Origin of the sequence: Micromonospora coriariae, from assembly GCF_900091455.1 — a bacterium.
Classification (GTDB): domain Bacteria; phylum Actinomycetota; class Actinomycetes; order Mycobacteriales; family Micromonosporaceae; genus Micromonospora; species Micromonospora coriariae.
In genome coordinates this window covers 2,204,715-2,223,117 of the sequence record NZ_LT607412.1, presented here as the reverse complement: position 1 = coordinate 2,223,117, position 18,403 = coordinate 2,204,715, and the positions used below count along the sequence as shown (strand labels likewise).

General features: G+C 72.2%; 18 protein-coding genes. 10 read left to right on the top strand and 8 right to left on the bottom strand.

The window, feature by feature from the left end; genetic code table 11:
• Positions 1–84 precede the first annotated feature (84 nt).
• The 3 genes from GA0070607_RS10365 to ku all read right to left on the bottom strand — a co-directional run bounded on the left by GA0070607_RS10365 (position 85) and on the right by ku (position 2,653).
• Complete coding sequence (locus GA0070607_RS10365) at positions 85–798, bottom strand: FKBP-type peptidyl-prolyl cis-trans isomerase (RefSeq protein WP_089018013.1); 714 nt, start codon at positions 796–798, stop codon at positions 85–87.
• Between the two features lie 111 nt (positions 799–909).
• Entirely contained in the window at positions 910–1,548 is a 639-nt protein-coding gene (locus GA0070607_RS10360) for a DUF4241 domain-containing protein (RefSeq protein WP_089018012.1), read from the bottom strand.
• A 73-nt stretch (positions 1,549–1,621) separates the two neighbouring features.
• Complete coding sequence (gene ku / locus GA0070607_RS10355) at positions 1,622–2,653, bottom strand: non-homologous end joining protein Ku (RefSeq protein WP_089018011.1); 1,032 nt, start codon at positions 2,651–2,653, stop codon at positions 1,622–1,624.
• 85 nt (positions 2,654–2,738) lie between these two features.
• On the opposite strand from ku, the gene ligD (GA0070607_RS10350) reads away from it, so the two are divergent.
• Positions 2,739–3,680 carry a non-homologous end-joining DNA ligase gene (ligD, locus tag GA0070607_RS10350; protein WP_089018010.1) on the top strand — a complete coding sequence of 314 codons (942 nt, stop codon included), beginning with the start codon at positions 2,739–2,741 and terminating at the stop codon, positions 3,678–3,680.
• Positions 3,670–4,581, top strand: a complete 912-nt coding sequence (gene ligD / locus GA0070607_RS10345) for a non-homologous end-joining DNA ligase (RefSeq protein ID WP_089018009.1) — start codon at positions 3,670–3,672, stop codon at positions 4,579–4,581. The genes ligD (GA0070607_RS10350) and ligD (GA0070607_RS10345) overlap by 11 nt, the downstream gene beginning before the upstream one ends.
• An 89-nt stretch (positions 4,582–4,670) precedes the next feature.
• Here the strand turns inward: ligD (GA0070607_RS10345) and GA0070607_RS10340 are convergent, their stop codons facing one another.
• The gene (locus GA0070607_RS10340) at positions 4,671–5,675 is read right to left on the bottom strand and encodes a hypothetical protein (RefSeq protein ID WP_089018008.1); all 1,005 of its coding nucleotides are present in this window, start codon (positions 5,673–5,675) and stop codon (positions 4,671–4,673) included.
• A gap of 143 nt (positions 5,676–5,818) precedes the next feature.
• Between GA0070607_RS10340 and GA0070607_RS10335 the strand changes: the two genes are divergently transcribed.
• Complete coding sequence (locus tag GA0070607_RS10335) at positions 5,819–6,571, top strand: TIGR03089 family protein (protein WP_089021768.1); 753 nt, start codon at positions 5,819–5,821, stop codon at positions 6,569–6,571.
• A 61-nt stretch (positions 6,572–6,632) separates the two neighbouring features.
• Here the strand turns inward: GA0070607_RS10335 and GA0070607_RS10330 are convergent, their stop codons facing one another.
• Positions 6,633–7,118 carry a carboxymuconolactone decarboxylase family protein gene (locus tag GA0070607_RS10330; RefSeq protein WP_089018007.1) on the bottom strand — a complete coding sequence of 162 codons (486 nt, stop codon included), beginning with the start codon at positions 7,116–7,118 and terminating at the stop codon, positions 6,633–6,635.
• 246 nt (positions 7,119–7,364) lie between these two features.
• Between GA0070607_RS10330 and GA0070607_RS10325 the strand changes: the two genes are divergently transcribed.
• Together GA0070607_RS10325 and GA0070607_RS10320 are read left to right on the top strand one after the other, a co-directional pair.
• Positions 7,365–8,321: a zinc metalloprotease gene (locus GA0070607_RS10325; RefSeq protein ID WP_089018006.1), complete on the top strand. Its 957-nt coding sequence runs from the start codon at positions 7,365–7,367 to the stop codon at positions 8,319–8,321.
• A 194-nt stretch (positions 8,322–8,515) separates the two neighbouring features.
• Complete coding sequence (locus GA0070607_RS10320) at positions 8,516–9,202, top strand: hypothetical protein (RefSeq protein WP_157743125.1); 687 nt, start codon at positions 8,516–8,518, stop codon at positions 9,200–9,202.
• A gap of 337 nt (positions 9,203–9,539) precedes the next feature.
• Here the strand turns inward: GA0070607_RS10320 and GA0070607_RS10315 are convergent, their stop codons facing one another.
• On the bottom strand, positions 9,540–11,219 hold the full coding sequence (locus tag GA0070607_RS10315) for a DNA repair helicase XPB (protein ID WP_089018004.1): 1,680 nt from the start codon (positions 11,217–11,219) through the stop codon (positions 9,540–9,542).
• Between the two features lie 173 nt (positions 11,220–11,392).
• On the opposite strand from GA0070607_RS10315, the gene GA0070607_RS10310 reads away from it, so the two are divergent.
• On the top strand, positions 11,393–12,277 hold the full coding sequence (locus GA0070607_RS10310; protein ID WP_089018003.1) for a L,D-transpeptidase family protein: 885 nt from the start codon (positions 11,393–11,395) through the stop codon (positions 12,275–12,277).
• A gap of 95 nt (positions 12,278–12,372) precedes the next feature.
• Entirely contained in the window at positions 12,373–12,609 is a 237-nt protein-coding gene (locus GA0070607_RS10305; RefSeq protein ID WP_089018002.1) for a hypothetical protein, read from the top strand.
• Between the two features lie 15 nt (positions 12,610–12,624).
• Here the strand turns inward: GA0070607_RS10305 and GA0070607_RS10300 are convergent, their stop codons facing one another.
• The gene (locus GA0070607_RS10300) at positions 12,625–15,111 is read right to left on the bottom strand and encodes a helicase-associated domain-containing protein (RefSeq protein ID WP_089018001.1); all 2,487 of its coding nucleotides are present in this window, start codon (positions 15,109–15,111) and stop codon (positions 12,625–12,627) included.
• A gap of 83 nt (positions 15,112–15,194) precedes the next feature.
• Between GA0070607_RS10300 and GA0070607_RS10295 the strand changes: the two genes are divergently transcribed.
• Together GA0070607_RS10295 and GA0070607_RS10290 are read left to right on the top strand one after the other, a co-directional pair.
• Entirely contained in the window at positions 15,195–15,818 is a 624-nt protein-coding gene (locus GA0070607_RS10295) for an HAD family hydrolase (protein WP_089018000.1), read from the top strand.
• A 27-nt stretch (positions 15,819–15,845) separates the two neighbouring features.
• Complete coding sequence (locus GA0070607_RS10290; RefSeq protein ID WP_088986676.1) at positions 15,846–16,232, top strand: cold-shock protein; 387 nt, start codon at positions 15,846–15,848, stop codon at positions 16,230–16,232.
• On the opposite strand, the gene GA0070607_RS10285 is transcribed toward GA0070607_RS10290, so the two are convergent.
• Positions 16,193–17,041 (bottom strand): 1,4-dihydroxy-6-naphthoate synthase, encoded by an 849-nt coding sequence (locus GA0070607_RS10285; protein ID WP_089017999.1) that lies wholly within the window; start codon positions 17,039–17,041, stop codon positions 16,193–16,195. The two genes, GA0070607_RS10290 and GA0070607_RS10285, sit on opposite strands and share 40 nt — an antisense overlap.
• Before the next feature lie 505 nt (positions 17,042–17,546).
• Here GA0070607_RS10285 and GA0070607_RS10280 point away from each other — a divergent pair.
• Positions 17,547–18,389, top strand: coding sequence for a helix-turn-helix domain-containing protein (locus GA0070607_RS10280; protein ID WP_089017998.1), 843 nt, complete (start codon positions 17,547–17,549; stop codon positions 18,387–18,389).
• Positions 18,390–18,403 lie beyond the last annotated feature (14 nt).

Genomic DNA, 18,403 nt, shown 5'->3' with positions numbered 1-18,403 from the left:
CCTACTGCCGGTGGGTGACGGGCCGGAAGCCCCATGTGAACAACTCCATCGCGCCCGGGCGAACACCGGGGCGATCCGGACGGGTCACTGGGCGGCGAGCACGTCCACCACGAAGCGCAGCGGGCCTTCCGGCCGACCCATGGCGGCGGCGTTCTTGCCGTACGCCAGCTCGGACGGGATGTCGAGCTGCACCCGGCTGCCCAGCGTCACGCCGACCAGGCCCTGGTCCCAGCCGGGGATGACCTGGCCCACGCCGATCGCGAAGGTGGCCGGCTGGCCGGACTTCCAGGACGAGTCGAACTCCTTGCCGTCCTTGTAGAAGACGCCCACGTAGTTCGTGGTGATGGTCTGGCCCTTCTGCACCGCCGGGCCGGTGCCCTTGATCACCGGCGTCACGGTGAGCTTCTTCAGCTCGCCCTTGCCCGCCTCGACGGTCGGCTTGCTGCCCAGCGCCGGGTCGGCGCCCGCCGGCAGTTGCGGTGCGGGAGGCGCGGCGGCCTCGTCCGGGGCCGGCGCGGACGCGGAGGCGGACGGGGTCGCGTCAGCATTGTTCGCGGGCTTGTCGTCGCCCCCACCGACCAGCACGAAGACGGTGATCAGCACCGCCACCACGGCGACGCCGGCCAGGCCGCCGGCCCACGCCTGACGGCGCCGCTTCGCCTCGGCCGCCTTCTGCGCTGCCAGCTGGGCGGCAAGCCGCCGCCCCGCCTTGGTTGCCGGGCTCTGGCCCTCCGACCGGTTCTGCTGCGTGCGCTCGCTCACGTCGTCGACTCCCTGCTGCGAAGGTGTGGCCGGCACCCGGTGCCGGGGGGAAAGCCGACGCACACGGTACCCGCCTGACGGCCCACCGTGCCCACCCCGGACCGCCCGGATCGCTCTGCGGCCGCTCGCCACGAGCCGGCGTGGCGGTTATTCCGGGACCACCATGAAGTCCGTCACGAACGATGTCACCCGGCCGTCGGCGGCGCGTCCGATCCAGGTGCCGTAGCAGCCGTCACCCCAGCCCGTGGCGACGGTGACCACGTTGGCGCCGGTGGCCTCGTCCAGCACTGCCGTGATCAACCCCGGGACCGGCGCGGCAGGCGGTTCGGCCGGGATGAACACCGCTTCCACCTGGTCTTCATCCCAGGTTTCCAGGACGGTGAGCGCCGTCGGGTCGGCGAGGGTGCCGGCACCGGCGTCCACCCCGTACCCGAAGTAGTCGTCCGCGCCGAGGCTCGCGATGTCCTGGTCGCCGGCGACGGCCGGCTCCCAGCTGACCGTCGGCGCGTCCCGGACCACCAGCTCCAGCGCGGCCACCCGGCGGTCCACCTCGGCGTCCTCCCGGAGCACCACGGCCACCCAGGCACGGGCGGGATGCCGTCCCGGGGGCACGGTGACCGTGAACGGCTCGGCCTCCGGGCAGACCAGCGGGTCACACCCGACCACCTGGCCGGTCGGCAGCACGATGTCGCCCACCGGGTGGGCCTCGATCAGGTACGAGCCGTGCGCGTCGGTGAAGCGTGCGCCGGGCGTCAACAACCGGTCCAGGTCAGGGGTGTACGGCATGACGGCTCCTCCGGTGGCCAGCGGCCGGCGGAGCGTACCCGGTCCGGCCGACGCCTCCGTCGCTGCCGTGCGGTCAGGCGGTCTTGCGGGGTGCCGTCTTCCGGGCCGCCGTCTTCTTCGCCGGCTCCGCCTTCTTCGCGGGAGTCTTCTTGGCGGTCTTCTTCGCCGGTTCGGCCTTGGCCGCGGCGGTCTTCTTCTCGGCGGTCTTCTTCGCCGTGGTCTTCTTCGGAGGCGCCTTCGCCGCCTTCTTCTCGGCCGCCTTCTTGGCCGAGCGGGCCGACGAGATGGGCGTCGGCTCGCCCCCGCCACCACGGGCCGGCTGTTCGCCGCGGGCCGACCGGGCCCGGTCCACCGATGCCTTCAGCGCGGCCATCAGGTCGACCGCCGCGGCCGGAGCCTCCTCCACCTCTTCCGGCTGCACGACCTCCCGACCCTCCACCTTGGCGTCGATGACCTCCTGCAACGCCGCCCGGTAGTCGTCGGTGAAGACGTCCGGCTCGAACTCACCGGTCATCGAGTCGATCAGGGAACTGGCCATCGCCAGCTCCGGCGGGCGCACCTTGAGGTCCTCGTCGAGGAAACCGAAATCCGCGGTCCGGATCTCGTCCGGCCAGAGCATGGTGTTGAGCAGCAGCACGCCCTCGCGGACCCGGAGCGTGGCGAGCTGTTCCCGCTGGCGCAGCGCGACCTTGACGATGGCCACCCGCTCCGAGTCGAGCAGCGCGTCGCGCAGCAGCACGTACGGCTTGGTCGCCGTGCCCTCCGGCTCCAGGAAGTACGCCTTGTTGTAGAGGATCGGGTCCACCTGGTCGGCCGGGACGAACTCCAGTACGTCGATCGCGCGCGAGCTGGTCAGCGGCAGGTCGGCGAAGTCCTCGTCGGTGAGGATCACCATCTCGCCGCCGCCGATGTCGTAGCCCTTGGCGATGTCGTCGTAGGTGACCTCCTCGCCACAGACCGAGCAGGTGCGCTTGTACCGGATCCGGCCACCGTCCTCACGGTGCACCTGGTGGAACCGGATGTCCTTCTCCTCGGTCGCGGAGTAGAGCTTCACCCCGATCGAGACGAGCCCGAACGACACGGCTCCCTTCCAGATCGCGCGCATCCTCTGCTCCCTTCCCCGGTATCGACCATGCTCGCATCCGAAGGAACCGGACGCGAGGTGTTCGGCCTGCTACTACAGTCGGGTCGTGCCCGGCGCGCCGCTCAAGCCGATGCTCGCGATGACCGGGCCGCTCCCGGCGGGTGACGGCTGGGCGTACGAGTTCAAGTGGGACGGGGTTCGCGCGCTGGCCGACATCTCCGCCAGCGGTCAGCACCTGTACGCCCGCTCCGGCGTGGAGATCACCGCCGCGTACCCCGAACTGGCCACCCTGTCCGAGCAGGTCGACGACGCGCTGCTCGACGGTGAGGTGGTGCTGCTCGGTGAGGGCGGGCAACCGTCGTTCACCGCGCTGGCCGAACGGATGCACGTCCGGGACCGGAACAGGGCGGCCCGGTTGGCGGCGGTCATGCCGGTGACGTACATGATCTTCGACCTGCTCCGGCTGAACGGCGACGATCTGACCGGCTGGCCGTACGAGCGCCGTCGGGAAGCCCTGGACGGGCTCGCCCTGGGCGGTGCCCGGTGGGCGGTGCCGCCGGTCTTCGCCGACGGTCTGGCCACCTACGAGGCGGCCGGCGAGCACGGCCTGGAGGGCGTGATGGCAAAGCGGGTCGGCGCCGTCTACCGCCCCGGGGTGCGCTCGCCGGACTGGGTGAAGGTCAAGCTGGAGGTGACCGGCGACTTCGTCATCGGTGGCTGGCGACCGGGCGCGCGCCGGATCGGTGGGCTGCTGGTCGGGGTGCCCGGGCCGGACGGCCGGTTGATCTACCGCGGCCGGGTCGGCGGTGGGATCGGCGCGGCCATCGAACGGCAGCTCCTCGCCGAGCTGGAGCCACTGCGCTCCGGCGTGTCACCGTTCGCGCCGGGTGTGCCGCGCGAGGATGCCCGGGGTGCCATCTGGGTAACTCCCCGGGTGGTGGTGGAGGTGAAGTACGGCCAGCGCACCCCCGACGGCCGGCTGCGCTTCCCCCGGGTGCTGCGGTTGCGCCCGGACAAGCCGCCGGAGGAGGTCGACGATGCCGGCTGAACGGTTGCGGGTGGACGTCGAGGGCCGCGCGCTGGAGCTGTCCAATCTGGACAAGGTGCTCTATCCGTCGGCCGGCTTCACCAAGGGTGAAGTGATCGACTACTACACGCGGATCTCGCCGGCGCTGCTGCCGCACCTGCGGGACCGGGCGCTGACCCGGATCCGGTTCCCGAACGGCGTGGGCGGTGGCTCGTTCTTCGAGAAGAACGCCCCGGCCGCCACCCCCGACTGGGTACGGCTGGAGACGCTGCCCGCGCCCGGGTCGAGCAAGGGCCGGGAGACCATCGACTACGTGGTCGCCGACGATCTGCCCACGCTGGTCTGGCTGGCCAATCTGGCCGCGCTGGAACTGCACACGCCGCAGTGGAAGGTCGGCCAGCACCCGGACATGATGGTGGTGGACCTGGACCCGGGGCCGCCGGCCGGGCTCGCCGAGTGCTGCCCGGTGGCGGTGCTGATGCGCGACCGGCTCGCCGACGACGGCATCGACAGCTATCCGAAGACCTCCGGCAAGAAGGGCATGCAGCTCTGCTGCCCGATCGCCGGCACCCAGTCCTCCGATCTCGTCTCTGACTACGCCAAGCGGATCGCGCAGGAGTTGGAACGCGCCCACCCGAAGCTGATCGTGTCGAAGATGGCCAAGAACCTGCGCCCGGGGAAGGTCTTCATCGACTGGAGCCAGAACAACGCGGCGAAGACCACTGTGGCGCCGTACTCGCTGCGGGCCCAGGACGTGCCGTCGGTGTCGACGCCGCTGACCTGGGACGAGGTCGAGGCCGGCGCCCGCGGCCGCAAGCCGGCCGTCCGCCAGTTCACCGCCCCCGAGGTGCTGGACCGGGTCGAGGAGTACGGCGACCTGCTCGCCCCGCTCCTCGAGGGCGGCCCGGAACTGCCCGTCTGAGGCGATGCCGGTCGTCGTGCCCTCGCGGTTGTCTCGCCGAGGCGCGCCCACTTGCGGTGGGCACCGGGCCGGGAGGTACGCGGGACGGGTCAGCCGCGCAGCCGCCACCAGGCGCCACCGATCAGAACCACGGTGATCACGGTGACCGCCACGTCGCCGGCCAGCGCCGCCGCCGGACTCGCCGGGGAGTACGGCGGCACCAGGTACGCGAACGCCGCGGCACTGACCAGGCTCCCCGAGCCGGCGGCGAGCACGTGCCGCTGCCCCCAGCCGGCGCGGGACGACCACCACGCGATCAGCCCTCCGGTGCTGGCGGCGAGCGCCAGCGCGATGGCCATCCCCGGCCAGCCGGGTGTCAGATCGGTGCCGAGGTGGACGAGGACGACCACCAGGCCCACCCAGATCGGGCCGGGCACCCGACGGGCGCGCCGCGGGTGGGCATGGCGCCAGCGCGGCAGCAGGGCCGCCGCGACGAGGGCGAGGACCGCCGCCGCGGCGAACGTCAGCTGGAGCGGGCTGGCCAGGAAGCCCTTCCGGCCGCTGTCCGAGAAGATCAGCAGACTGCCGAGCAGGTAGATCACGCCGACCACGACGAGCCCGGGCCGGCGGAGCCACGGGCGGAGCCGACGGTCTCGTCCGAGGAACGACTCGACGATCACGATCGGCGCGCAGATGGTCAACGTGATGTGGTTGCCCACGTAGTCGAAGGCCTGTCGGACGCTGAACCCGAGTCCCGGCACCAGCGTCGCCTCGGCGGCGGCCCGGGTGTCGGCGTACTCGGTGTCGTCCAGGTAGCCGGGGTTGAACAGCGACTGGTCGACCAGGCCGGCCTGGAGCACGCCGAACGCGGCGGCGAGCAGCACGATCGCTGGCCAGCCCGCGCCGAGGTGCCGGGCTGTCTCCCGGATCAGGATGGCGGCCCCGCCGTACATCGGGCCGAGGAAGATCAGCACGGGGACGAAGTCTTCGAGGGTGAAGCCGCCCCAGGAACACTCGGCGGCCCAGGGCGCGAGCAGCAGCAGCGCGACCACCGGCAGGAGTCGGCGGCACAGCGGAAGACGATCGGCGGTGGCGGGGCGGGGCTCGGTCGGCACGGGCGGCTCCTCGGCGGCGCTTCGGGGTCACCCGTACCGTGCGCCGGTCACCCGGACGGCCGCTACGGCCATCGGCCGACGACGGGCGCGACCAAAGTCGTTGAGTAGTGTGGTTCGACGCCGTCACCCCGGGGAGCGTGGAGATGCAGCCAACCGCCACGGACGACCTGTCGGTTCCGCCCACCGACGCCGAGCATCCGATGCTCAGCTACCGCAACGAGGCGACCGGCGAGCGGGTCGACCTGACAGCGCACCAGGTCGGTGCCTGGGCGGCACGCAGCGCCAGTCTGCTGCGGGACGGCTGTGGGCTCGGTCCGGGCAGCCGCGTAGCGGTGCTGCTGCCGCCGCACTGGCGTACCGCCGCGGTGTTGTTGGGCGCCTGGGCCTCCGGCCTGGCTGTGTCGTTCCGGCCTCGCGCCACCGCGGGCCTGCCGGTCCTCGAACCGGGCGGCGACCGGCCGTTCGACGCGGTCTTCGTGACCCCCGAGCGGCAGGACGACTGGCTGGAGGACGTGCCGGACGCTCCACACCGCTACCTCGTCGGCACCGGCCCGGGGTCGCTGGCCGACGTGCCACTGGGTTGGCTCGACTGGTCCGCCGAGGTGCTCCGCCACCCGGACGCCACGCCTGACCACACCGCCATCCACCCATCGGACCCGGCCAGCGCGGACGGCACGACCTACGGTCAGTGGGGCGCGCTCGCCCAGGGGATCGCCGAGATGCTGGACCTGCGGGCCGGCGACCGGCTGCTGGTCGACGCCGCCGAGCACGAGCAGCCGCTGAAATGGCTGTTGGCTCCGCTCTCCGCTGGCGCGTCCGTGGTGATCAGCGCCAACCTCGACCCGGCACGGCGGGACGCGGTGGTCGCCGCCGAGCAGGTCACCCGGATTCTCTAGGGCCCGGCACGAGGGGCGCCCGGCCCGGGACCGAACGATCCCGGGCCGGTCTGGTTCCGATTCAGTCCAACGCGGCGGCGAACATGCCGGGCTCGTAGGAACCGCCCCGCTGGTGCACGATCACGGCGAGCCGGTTGGCCGCGTTGATCAGGGCGACCAGGGAGACCAGCGCGGCGATCTGATCGTCGTCGTAGTGCTTGCGCACCTGAGCCCAGGTTTCGTCGGACACGCCCTGGTAGGCGTCGGCGAGTCGGGTGCCCTCCTCGGCGAGCGCCAGCGCGGCCTGCTCCGCCTCCGTGAAGACGGTGGACTCGCGCCAGGCGGCGACCAGGTTGAGCCGGACCGCGCTCTCACCGGCCGCCACGGCCTCCTTGGTGTGCATGTCGATGCACCAGCCGCAGCCGTTGATCTGGCTGGCCCGCAGGGACACCAGCTCCTGCGTGGACTTCGGCAGCGGCGACTGCTGGACCACCATGCCGGCGTTGGCGAACCGCTTGAAGAACTTCATGGCGGTCTCGTTGTCGAACATGTTGAATCGGGCGTCCATGGTTCCGTCCTTCGCTTCGGTGTTCGATCGGACGAACATGAGATGCCGGCGAGCGGAGCCCTGTGACAGCCCGGCAGGGTGACGGCGATAACAGCGCTCTCCGGCCCCCTGCCGTTACACCCCACATCAGGGCCGTAAGCAGGCCTTTTGCCGGTGCCACCGACGTGGTCTCATACCGGGAAGACGACGTCGTCGCGCTGATCACGGCGGCTCCGCGCCGTCTCCATTCCCTCGAGAGGTGCACCGATGCACAGGAGACCAATCTTCCGACTGGCAGTCCTCACCGCCACCGCCGCGACGCTCCTGGCGTCCGGTGGCGGCTACGCCGCGGTGGCGGCACCCGCTCCCGTCTCCCCGGGTGTCGGCGCGTGTGAGCCGGGTTCCGAGGCACACAGCGCGGCCCGGGTCGCCAAGGGCGCCACCGCGCAGGAGCCGAAGCTGTACTCCGACAACGAGGCGAACGCCTACGGGGTGATCAAGGACGCCCCGCGCCTGGCCAACGGCAGCGTGAACGTGCCGACGGTGTTCCACATGGTCTCCGACCACCCGCTCAGCGCCGCCGAGACGGCCAGGTGGAACACCCTGATCGCGGCGCAGATGACGGTGCTCAACGACTCGTTCGCCGGTCGTACCGCGGCGAACGCCTCCGACACGCCGTTTCGCTTCGACCTCGTCGACACGACGTGGACGGTGAACAGCGCCTGGTACACGGTCGAGCCGGGCAAGAACGAGCGGGACATGAAGAAGGCGCTGTACGCCGGCGACTCGGAAACCCTGAACGTGTACGCGGCCAACATCGGCGGCGGGCTCCTCGGCTGGGCGTACTTCCCGAAGGACTACAACAACGGCCGGGACTACATCGACGGCGTGGTGATGCTCGACGAGTCGATGCCGGGCGGCACGGCCGGCAAGTACTCCCTCGGTGACACCCTGACGCACGAGGTGGGGCACTGGCTGATGCTGGAGCACACCTTCGCCCACGGGTGCTCCGCCGCCGGCGACTTCGTCGCGGACACTCCGCGGGAGGCGGCGCCGCAGTTCGACTGCCCGGTGGGCGCGGACACCTGCACCGCACCCGGGCTGGACCCGATCCACAACTTCATGGACTACACGCAGGACTCCTGCATGAACATGTTCACCGTCGGACAGGCGGACCGGATGAGCGACGCCTGGCTGGCGTTCCGGGCCGGCGGCGCCGGATAGCCCACTGGCAGTCGGGGCCGGCGGGTCGCTCTGCGGCGAGCCGCCGGCCCCGTTCGCTTCACCCTTCCGGTGGAGCATGACAATTCCTTCGATCTGCACGTCCTGCCTGCTCCTACGCTTCGCCGAAGGCATCTGGCACTTTCACCGGCGGAGGACACATGGCGTCGAGGCGTACACGTCGGACACTGGTGTCGGTGGTCGCCGGTGGACTGTTCGCGCTCGGGGTGGTCGCGCCGGGTCCGGAGGCGGCGCCGCTGCCCCGCGCGGCCCAGGCCGACGGCCCCACCGCCCCCGACCCGCGCGAGCCGCGCCCGCCGCTGCTCCCGGCCGACTTCCAGGGCACCGGCCGGTACATCGTGCGGGACCTCGGCATCGACGTGCCGTTCACCTGGCAGGGCAGGGACGGCAACAGCCAGATGACCGCCGGCGGCCCGGACCACCCGATCTGGTTCACGAACCTGATCTACGAGAACACGCTCTACACGCTCACCTACAGGTGGCCCAACATCCCGTTGTATCCGCCGCAGCTGTGCAGCAAGGTCCCGGGGTTCTTCAACCGCCAGATCTTCAACGACAAGCTGAAGACCGCCCGGTACGTGGGACCGGAGATCCTTCAGGGTGACCAGAACCGGCACGTCGACCACTGGCGGGTCGGGGTGGTCGGCGGTTCCACCGTGCCGGGGGAGTTCTTCCGGTTCCCGCTCGCGCTCGGCGACATCTACGTCGACCAGCACGACCCGAGCCGCTGGCGGCAGGTGTTGCAGTTCGGCCTGCAGAACCTCTTCGACCCGGAGCTGGACGAGTGGTTCACCCTGGACACCTTCGAGCACCGCCCCGGCGAGGTCACCCTCCCCGACCGCTGCCCACCCCCCACGCCGTGACCCATTGACTTGCAGGGCGGCGTCCAGGAGGACGACTGCGGCGGTGGGGAAGTGGATGCCGAAGGCGACGGCCTTCAACCCCCTGGCCGCGGCCCGGGCCTCGGCCGCCAGTCCCCGGCAGGCGGTCGCCGACGTCGCGGCGGTATACGTCGCATCCACGCCGGACGGCTGATTCGTCTACGACATCAGCTCCATAGCGAGCGCGCGAGACACCCAGTCCCTGCCCTGCGCCCGCACCCACCGGGCCGATCGACTCGGGTTTCAGGAAACCGGGGCATCGAAGCGCCCCGGACACCGCGAATTCCTGAAAACCGAGTCGATCAAGGCCGCGGGGGCGTCAGTCGACCGTCGGCAGCTTCGGGCCGAGGACGTCGTCGGCGTCCACGATGGTGTACGCGTACCCCTGCTCGGCCAGGAAGCGCTGCCGGTGTGCGGCGTACTCGGTGTCGATCGTGTCCCGGGACACCACCGTGTAGAAGTGCGCCTGCCGTCCGTCGGCCTTCGGTCGCAGCACCCGGCCGAGCCGCTGCGCCTCCTCCTGCCGCGACCCGAACGTCCCGGACACCTGGATCGCCACCGCCGCCTCGGGCAGGTCGATGGAGAAGTTGCCGACCTTGGAGATGACCAGCGTGCGGATCTCCCCCGACCGGAACGCGTCGAAGAGCCGTTCCCGCTCCTTGTTGGTGGTCGAGCCTTGGATGATCGGCGCGTCCAGGTATTCGCCCAGCTGGTGCAGCTGGTCGATGTACGCGCCGATCACCAGCACCTGGTCGTCCGGGTGCCGGTCGACCACTGCCTTCACCACGGGCAGCTTGGTGCGTGCCGTCGCCGCCATCCGGTAGCGCTCCTCGGCCTCCGCCGTCGCGTACGACATCCGCTCCGCGTCGGTCAACGTCACCCGGACCTCGGTGCACTCGGCCGGGGCGATCCATCCCTGCGACTCGATGTCCTTCCACGGCGCGTCGTACCGCTTCGGGCCGATCAGGCTGAACACGTCACCCTCGCGGCCGTCCTCGCGGACCAGGGTGGCGGTCAGGCCGAGCCGGCGGCGGGCCTGGAGGTCCGCGGTGAACCGGAAGATCGGCGCGGGCAGCAGGTGCACCTCGTCGTAGACGACCAGGCCCCAGTCGCGGGCGCCGAACAGGTCCAGGTGGGTGAACGCGCCGCCGCGCCGCGAGGTGAGCACCTGGTACGTGGCGATGGTGACCGGGCGGATCTCCTTGCGCTCGCCGGAGTACTCCCCGATCTCCTCCTCGGTCAGTGAGGTTCGGGCGATCAGCTCCCGCTTCCACTGCCGGCCGGCGACGGTGTTGGTGACGAGGATCAGCGTGGTGGCCTTCGCCTCGGCCATCGCCGCCGCGCCGACCAGGGTCTTGCCGGCGCCGCAGGGCAGCACCACCACGCCCGACCCGCCGGCCCAGAACGCCTCGACGGCCTCCCGCTGGTACGACCGCAGCGTCCACGGCTTGCTGCCGTCCTTGCCGGCCTCGGCCAGCTCGATCGGGTGCGCCTCACCGTCGACGTAGCCGGCCAGGTCCTCTGCCGGCCAGCCCAGCTTGAGCAGGGCCTGCTTGAGCCGGCCGCGCTCGGACGGGTGCACCTGGATGGTGTCGTCGTCGATCTTGTTGCCGAGCATGCCGGCGAGCTTCTTGCTCTTGGCCACCTCGATCAGCACGAGCCGGTCCAGTGCACGCAGCACCAGGCCGTACGCCGGGTCGTTGGCGAGCTGGAGCCGGCCGTACCGGTCCATCGTCTCGGCCACGTCCACCAGCAGCGCGTGCGGCACCGGGTAGCGCGAGTACTTGATCAGCGAGTCGACCACGCCCTCGGCGTCGTGCCCCGCCGCGCGGGCGTTCCACAGGCCGAGCGGGGTCAGCCGGTAGGTGTGCACGTGTTCGGGAGAGCGCTCCAGCTCGGCGAAGGGCGCGATGGCCATTCGGCAGGCCTGCGCGTCCGGGTGGTCGATCTCCAGCAGCAGGGTCTTGTCCGACTGCACGATCAGTGGTCCACCGCTCACGCCAGGGTCCTCTCCTCCGGTTGGCTGTCCGGTCGTGGCGCCTGCATACCCGCCGCTGGCCGACCATCCAGTGTTGCACGGTGCGGACTGTCGGAAGAAAGATGCTCACCGGGCGCAACCGACATGGCACCTACGAACGTCTAGCAAAGGGACGACGGCCCAGGGGAGGTGCCATGAAGCGTGTCCGGATCACTTCCCGACTTGTCGCCCTGGTGGTGGTCGCGCTGGTCGGTGCCGGTGCGTGTGCGTTCGATCCGCAGGCCGGCGGGGGTGGCGGCGGGGGAGCCGCCCCGGTTGGGGCGGCGGAACAGTCAACGGGGGCGAGCGGCACGCCCGGGCCGGACCAGCGCGGCCGGCCCGCGACGACCGCGCCGACACGGACGCCGACGCCGAAGCCCACCAGGAGCGCCACGCCGAAGCCGACCCGCAGCACGCCGCCGGCCACCAGCACCGCCAAGCCGGCCGCCGGCTGCCCGCAGGGCGAGCACCAGCGCGCCGTGGAGACCTACCTGGCCCGGTTGGGTGGGTTCGGGCCGGTGACCGTGGACGGCCGGCAGTCCGCCGCCGACTGCGCCGCGATCAAGAAGTTCCAGCGGCGGTACGGCATCCGCCCCGTCCAGGGTCGCGCCGGGCCGACCACGTACGACGTGGCCCAGCGGCTCGCCACCACCGACACGGCTCGCTGCACGGCCGGCACGGGAACCACGTTCTGCGTGGACCTGACCCGGCAGACCGTCTGGGCGGTCCGGGGCGGCAAGGTGATCATGGCGCCGACGGTGACCCGCACCGGGATGGGCGGGTACCGCACCCCGGCCGGCACCTACAAGGTCAACTACCGCAACCCGAAGGAATGGTCCGATCCGTACGAGGTGTGGCTGCCGTACTGGCAGCACTTCACCCAGGGGATGGGCTTCCACGAGACCACCACCTACCTGCACGAGAAGTCGATCGGCTCGCACGGCTGCGTCAACCTGCTGCACGCCGACGCCGTCCGGATGTGGGAACTGGGGAAGGTGGGCACCCGGGTGGTGTTGATCGGCCGCCGCCCCGGCACCTGAGCGACCCGCCCGAATCGGGGTTTTAACCCCTGTCACACCGGTCCCCCTAGTGACACTCTGGGAGTCCAGGGCCGGACCGGGCGGGGAGGCTGGGTATGACGGTCGACCGTGACGTGATCGAAGCGCACGACCAGGTTCAACCCGACGAGGTGTCCCGCGTGACAGTGGTCGCGTACGCCGTCGCGGCGGCGCTCCTCGTCGGTTGGTTCCTCTTCGGTTGGCTGGTGCTGCGGCAGGGCTTCGTCGACTCGGTCGGGGAGTCCGCCGGCGCCGGCTTCGCGCTGCTGCTGATCATCTCGGTTGTCGGCACAGTACGCCGCAGTCGACGCTGACCGGCGCGGCTCCGGTCAGTCCGCCAACACTGCCGCGGTGACCCGGTGCAGCGCGAAGGTGTGCAGCATCTCGGTCCGTTCGTCTTCGGCACGTAGGTAGCCCGCACCGATCGAGACCGGCTTGACCAGCCTCGACGCGGTCGCCCCGTGCGCGTCGACGTAACCCACCCAGACCAGCGCCCGATCCCGCACGGCCTGCTGGAGCACGGCCAGCGCCTCGCTGTGCGTGTGTGCCGGCACCGGACCGCCGCCGAGGCCGGCCGCCCCGCCGCGCACCACCGCCGGTGCCCGCCGGGCCGCCCGCGCCGCCGCCTCACCCCGCCGGATGTGCTCCACCACGCCCAGCAGCCGAGGCATCGGCAGCTTCGGGGCGGCCAGCGGATCCAACGTCCGGGTGGTCACGGGCACCCGGGCCGGGGCCCGCCGGATCCGTGGCCGGGACAGCACCGTGCCGCCGCTGCCATCCTCCTGCGCCGGGGCGTACCCGGCGTCGCGCAACGCGCTCAGCAGCCGACCGACCTGGTACGGGGTGGTCAGCACCGTCGGGGCGAGCCGGCGCAGCGTCAGCGACTCCAGCCGCCGGTCGGCGAGCACCTCGCTGAGCAGCGTCTCGTCGTCGCTGCGCAGGTACGCCCCGGCCAGGCCGACCCGCAGCCCGCCGTGCTTGCGGGCCACGTCGTCCACCAGATAGGTGAGACCCTGCGGCACCGGGGTACGCGACCGCCGCCGGAACACGTCATGCAGGTCGTCGGCCGAGTAGCCGGCGTCCAGCGCCCGCCGCACGCTCGCCGTCGTGACCCGGTGCACGCTGGCCCCGCCGGCCGACTCGAGTTCGGTCATCGCCTGCAGCTCGGCGGCGAGCGCCGGCTCGGGTGGCCCGGGCACCACCACCGTCAGGTCGGCCTGCACCAGGAAGTGGTCGACCGGGGCGGGCAGCAGCGCGTCCAGCGCCCGTGCCGCGCTGGACGGGTCACCGCTCTCGGCGTCCGCGTGCAGCCCCAGCGGGTCCTCGCCGCCCGGCTCGTCGGCCGAGGTCAGGTCGGCCAGCAGCAGCCGGCCGTACGAGGTGAGCGCACCCAGGCCGGTGACGCCGAGCTGCGCCGCCTCGGCCAGCACCTCCCGGTGGGCGGCCTCCCGGCCCCGGCTGCGTCGCGGCGCCCGCCAGTCCAGCAGGTCCTGCACCTCGTCCGGAGTGGGTGCGGTCGCCGGTTCCAGGTCGGCGAGCACGGCGAGCACAGCCCGTCGGGTGCCCGGCGCACCGGCGCGCTCGGCCTCGGCGGAGAGCGCGGTGATCGGCCGGTCCCGGTCGTCGCGCCGACCGACCAGTCCGACCTGCCGGGTCATGGTCAGCCAGGCGCGGGCCAGTTGCTCCCAGCGCTGGGCCAGCGAGGCTGCCCGCCACACCTCGTACCCGCCGGTCGGCAGCACCTGCTGATCCGCCCCGTACCGGGTGGTGGTCGCGCCGGGCAGCTCCAGTTCGCCGGCGAGCCCCGCCGCGTACGCCACCTCCAGCAGCAGCGCGGTGGTCGGCTCGTCCAGCCCGGCGGTGCGGGCCAGCCGGCGCAGGTCCCGTACGCCGATGCCGCCCGAGCGCAGCACCGGCGCGGGTTCGGCGGCGAGCTGGTCCAACAGCCCTTCGGTGTGCCGGACCACCTCCATCGTCTGCCCGGCCCCGGCGGAGTCGACCGCCTTCGCCTCGCGTGGCGCGGCGGCCACCGGCGGAGGGCTGGTGCGCAGCGGCCCGAGCGGGCCACTGTCGCGGCGCAGCAGCAGGCCGACCTCGCGGGGCAGCTCGACCGTGCCGGTGGTCGTAGGCGAGCCGGTCGAGACCGGGACCAGCAGCCGGTTGTCGACCAGCCAGCGCACCGGGGAGCCGGTCGGCGCGCCACCGTTGGTGGGGTCCGAGAGCACGGCGTCGTCCGCGCCGAGCGGCGGTGCCTGCAACGCTCCCGGGGGCACGCTGCCCACCGGTGGCCCGGCCGCCAGCCGGTCCAGGATCGCCCGGGCCGAGGGAGGAGCGGCGAGCAGCGTCCGCCGGAGCTTCGCCGGGTCCGCGCAGAGCGCGGCCGTGCGCGGGTCCAGCTCCGCGGCTGGCCGGCCCAGCCCGGCAGGGTACGGAGCCACCTCGTCGACGGCGGGCACCACCTGGAGCGCGTGCTCCGGGCCGTACAGCAGGAAGAGGGCGCGCAGCCGGCCGACGGCGGCCCGGACGGCCGTCGGCGCCGGTGGGTGGGGCCCGGCGGTCGCCATTGCGAGCACCGCCTCGGTGGCCGTGGTGCCCTCGTCCGGGTCCCGGGTGAGCCGGGCGGCGTCGAGGATCTGGAGGGTGAACTGGTCCAGCCCGTCCAGCGCGCGGGCCACCGAGACCCGGGACTGCGCCCGGATGGCCAGGGCGGAGATGTCGGCCGGCACGGGCACGACGAGGTCCGGCCGCAGCTGAAGGAGCGCGGCCAGCGACTCGTCGGGCAGCGACCGCAGGTGGTCGGCGAGTGAGGTGGTCATCGTCTTACCACGCTAGCCCGGCACCGGGCCGTCGCGCCCCTCGGACGTCCGCCCGGCCGGGAGTCGCCGGTACGTTTCTCGGCATGCCCGCACTGACCGTCGGATTCGACCTCGACATGACGCTGGTGGACTCCCGCCCCGGCATCGCCGCGACCTACCGGGCGCTGACCGCCCGGACGGGCGTGCCGGTGGACGCCGACCTGGCGGTGTCCCGGCTCGGTCCGCCGCTGCGCACCGAGATCGCGCACTGGTTCCCGCCGGAGCAGGTCGAGTCGGCCGTGCACGTGTACCGCGAGCTGTACCCGGCGTACGCGATCACCCCGACGGTGCCGCTGCCCGGCGCGCGGGCGGCCATCGACGCGATCCGCGCTCGAGGCGGCCGGGTGCTGGTCGTCACGTCCAAGATCGGCCGGTTGGCCCGCCTGCACCTGGACCACCTCGGCCTCGCGGTCGACGAGCTGGCCGGTGACCTGTTCGCCGAGGAGAAGGCGACTGCCCTGCGGGAGCACGGGGCGACCCACTACGTCGGGGATCACGTGGCGGACATGGTGGCGGCGAGGGTGGCCGGGGTGCCCGGAATCGGCGTCGCCACCGGGCCGTGTTCCCCGGATGAGCTGCGCGCCGCCGGCGCGGAAGTGGTGTTGGACGACCTCACCGGATTCCCAGCGGCGCTCGACGGCATGATCCAGCTAGCCTTGGAGCAGTAGCGGCTCAAGTGAAGCAGGGGTTTTCAGGTGCCTACGGGTCGAGTGAAGTGGTACGACACGGCCAAGGGATACGGCTTCGTCACCAGTGACGAGGGCGGCGACGTGTTCCTGCCCAAGGGTGCGCTGCCGGCGGGCGTCACCGACCTCAAGGGTGGTCAGCGGGTCGACTTCAGCGTGGTTGACAGCCGCCGGGGCGCGCAGGCCATGGGGGTCAAGCTGCTGGACGCGCCGCCGTCGATGGCGGAGCTGCGGCGCCGGCCGGCCGAGGAGCTGCACGGCCTCGTCGAGGACATGATCAAGGTGCTGGAGGCGAAGGTCCAGCCGGACCTGCGCCGGGGCCGGTATCCGGACAAGAAGACCGCGCAGAAGATCGCTCAGCTGGTCCACGCGGTGGCGCGCGAGCTGGAGGTCTGAGGCACCAGCCCGGCGTCGGCGGCCCGGTCGAGCAGCGCCGTCACAGCGGCGAAACCGGCCTCGCCCAGGTCGGCGGTGAACTCGTTGACGTAGAGGCCGATGTGCCGGTCCACCACGTCGAGTTCCATCTCCTGGGCGTGCGCGAGCACGTACTCCCGGCTGGCCGCCGGGTCCGCCCAGGCCTGCCGGACCGACTCGCGGACCCAGCCGGCTGCGGCCTCCGGGTCCACCACGCCGCGCTTGGCCAGGATCGCGCCGAGCGGGATGGGCAGGCCGGTGTCGGCCTCCCACCACTCGCCGAGGTCGACAAGCGCGGTCAGGCCGTGCCGGTGGTAGGTGAACCGTGCCTCGTGGATGACCAGCCCGGCGTCGTAGCGGCCGGCCGCGACGCCCGGCATGATCTCGTGGAACGGGACCACCTCGATCCGGGCCGGTGGCCGGCCCGCCGACCAGAGCCGGAACAAGAGGTACGCGGTGGTCCGGTCACCCGGCACCGCCACCGTGGCGCCGGTCAGGTCGGTGCGGTCCGGCCCGCCGGCGCGGTCGCCCCGGGTGAGCACCAGCGGCCCGCACCCGCGGCCGAGGGCGCCGCCGCAGGGCAGCAGGTGGTAGTCGTCGAGCAGCCACGGCAGCGCCGCGAAGCTCACCTTCACCAGGTCGAAAGCGCCCCGCTCGGCCGCCGTGTTGGTGACGTCGACGTCGGCGTACGTCACCTCGACCGGCGGTGCACCGGGCACCCGGCCGTGCACCAGGGCGTCGAAGACGAAAGTGTCGTTGGGGCAGGGCGAGATCGCCAGGGAGAGCGCCACGCCTCCACGTTAGCCCTGCCCCCGCACGCTCCCGCGCGCCCACCCGGCCCACTGTGACCTGCCGGGGTCGCCAAGGCTGAGTCAGACAACCATCGGCCTGGTCGATTCACCAGCCGAGCGCCCGCCCTGCCACCCCCGCCGCACGCCCTTGCGCTCACTGTCGGCTGCTCGGCGGGCACCGTCGGGGTGTCGGAGGTGACTGCTGCTCCCTGTAGAGCTGCCCCATCTGTGGGGCGCCGTGCCCGTGGGTGGCTGTACCGGGTTCGGCGGCTGGTGGCAACGGCGGCGGCTGGTTGGGGTCGCGGGTGGCGAGTGGTGCCTGGCTGTGATGGTGCCCGAGTGTTGATGTGTCCCAGGTGTCCGTCGGCTCGCCCCATCAATGGGGTAGCTCTACAGGCGCCGACGAAGGGACTACGCACCGCGGCGGCGGCGCTGTCCACAGGGTTATCCACAGATGGAAGGGAGGTTGTTGACGATCCCGGGTTGAGGGGAAAACCATGAACGGGTGGCGGCCGGGACGGGTGCGATCGACGTGGGGGCGGCTCTGCGGGATCTTCGTCGACGTGCTGACCTGAGCCAGCGCGAGATGGCCGAGCGCTCCGGCGTCCCGAAGAGCACGCTGGCTCGGATCGAGGCGGGCCAGGGCTGCGAGCCGGCGTTCCGGACGGTGGAGCGTCTGGTTCGGGCGGCAGGCGGTGAGCTTGCGCTCAGGCTGCCCGGCGACCCGCGCTCCACCGCAAGCGGCGGATCGCCGAGCTTGCCGGACGACGAGGCGCGGGACGACGAGGCGCGGGACGAGGCTGGGCGCCGGTACCCCGCACACCTCGACGTTCGTCGGGTCCGGACCCTGCGGGACTGGCCGGGCGCCTGGTGGGTGCATTCGTACACCCTCCCGGAGCGGTTGTGGCCGGTGCGTGTTCCGGAACTGACCTACGACCTGGATCGAGCGCGGCGAGACGAGCGGCGGTGGCGTAACCGGACGCGCGCCCAGGTGAGGTTTCGACGTGCCTCCGAAGGACTGCCGGCCACGTCCTGGCGCCTTCTTGCCGAGGTGCCCGGGGCCGGGCCGGTCGGTGAGCTGAGGGCCCACGAGCGGAGCGTGGACCTCCTCTTGGGCGAGGAGCTGGGCGATCAGCGTGAGCTGGTGTTGGAGAGCGTGGTCGTTGCTCCCGGGCTACGGGCTCTCGGCATCGGGCGGCAGCTGATCGGGTTGTTGGGCAGGGAGATGGCGCTGGCAGGCATTCGGACCGCCCACGCAATTGCCGAGTTCGGCAACGTCGAGTTTCTGCTCGCCTGCGGGTTCGAGCTGCAGGCGAGTCGGCCGTCAGCGCTGACCCTCGAAGTCTGAGCCGCCCGGCGGGG

Bases quoted from the DNA above. Each gene is read 5' to 3' on its own strand.
- GA0070607_RS10360 (WP_089018012.1), bottom strand. From the start codon at position 1,548: ATGCCGTACACCCCTGACCTGGACCGGTTGTTGACGCCCGGCGCACGC.
- ku (WP_089018011.1), bottom strand. From the start codon at position 2,653: ATGCGCGCGATCTGGAAGGGAGCCGTGTCGTTCGGGCTCGTCTCGATC.
- ligD (WP_089018009.1), top strand. From the start codon at position 3,670: ATGCCGGCTGAACGGTTGCGGGTGGACGTCGAGGGCCGCGCGCTGGAG.
- GA0070607_RS10335 (WP_089021768.1), top strand. From the start codon at position 5,819: ATGCAGCCAACCGCCACGGACGACCTGTCGGTTCCGCCCACCGACGCC.
- GA0070607_RS10330 (WP_089018007.1), bottom strand. From the start codon at position 7,118: ATGGACGCCCGATTCAACATGTTCGACAACGAGACCGCCATGAAGTTC.
- GA0070607_RS10325 (WP_089018006.1), top strand. From the start codon at position 7,365: ATGCACAGGAGACCAATCTTCCGACTGGCAGTCCTCACCGCCACCGCC.
- GA0070607_RS10310 (WP_089018003.1), top strand. From the start codon at position 11,393: ATGAAGCGTGTCCGGATCACTTCCCGACTTGTCGCCCTGGTGGTGGTC.
- GA0070607_RS10305 (WP_089018002.1), top strand. From the start codon at position 12,373: ATGACGGTCGACCGTGACGTGATCGAAGCGCACGACCAGGTTCAACCC.
- GA0070607_RS10300 (WP_089018001.1), bottom strand. From the start codon at position 15,111: ATGACCACCTCACTCGCCGACCACCTGCGGTCGCTGCCCGACGAGTCG.
- GA0070607_RS10295 (WP_089018000.1), top strand. From the start codon at position 15,195: ATGCCCGCACTGACCGTCGGATTCGACCTCGACATGACGCTGGTGGAC.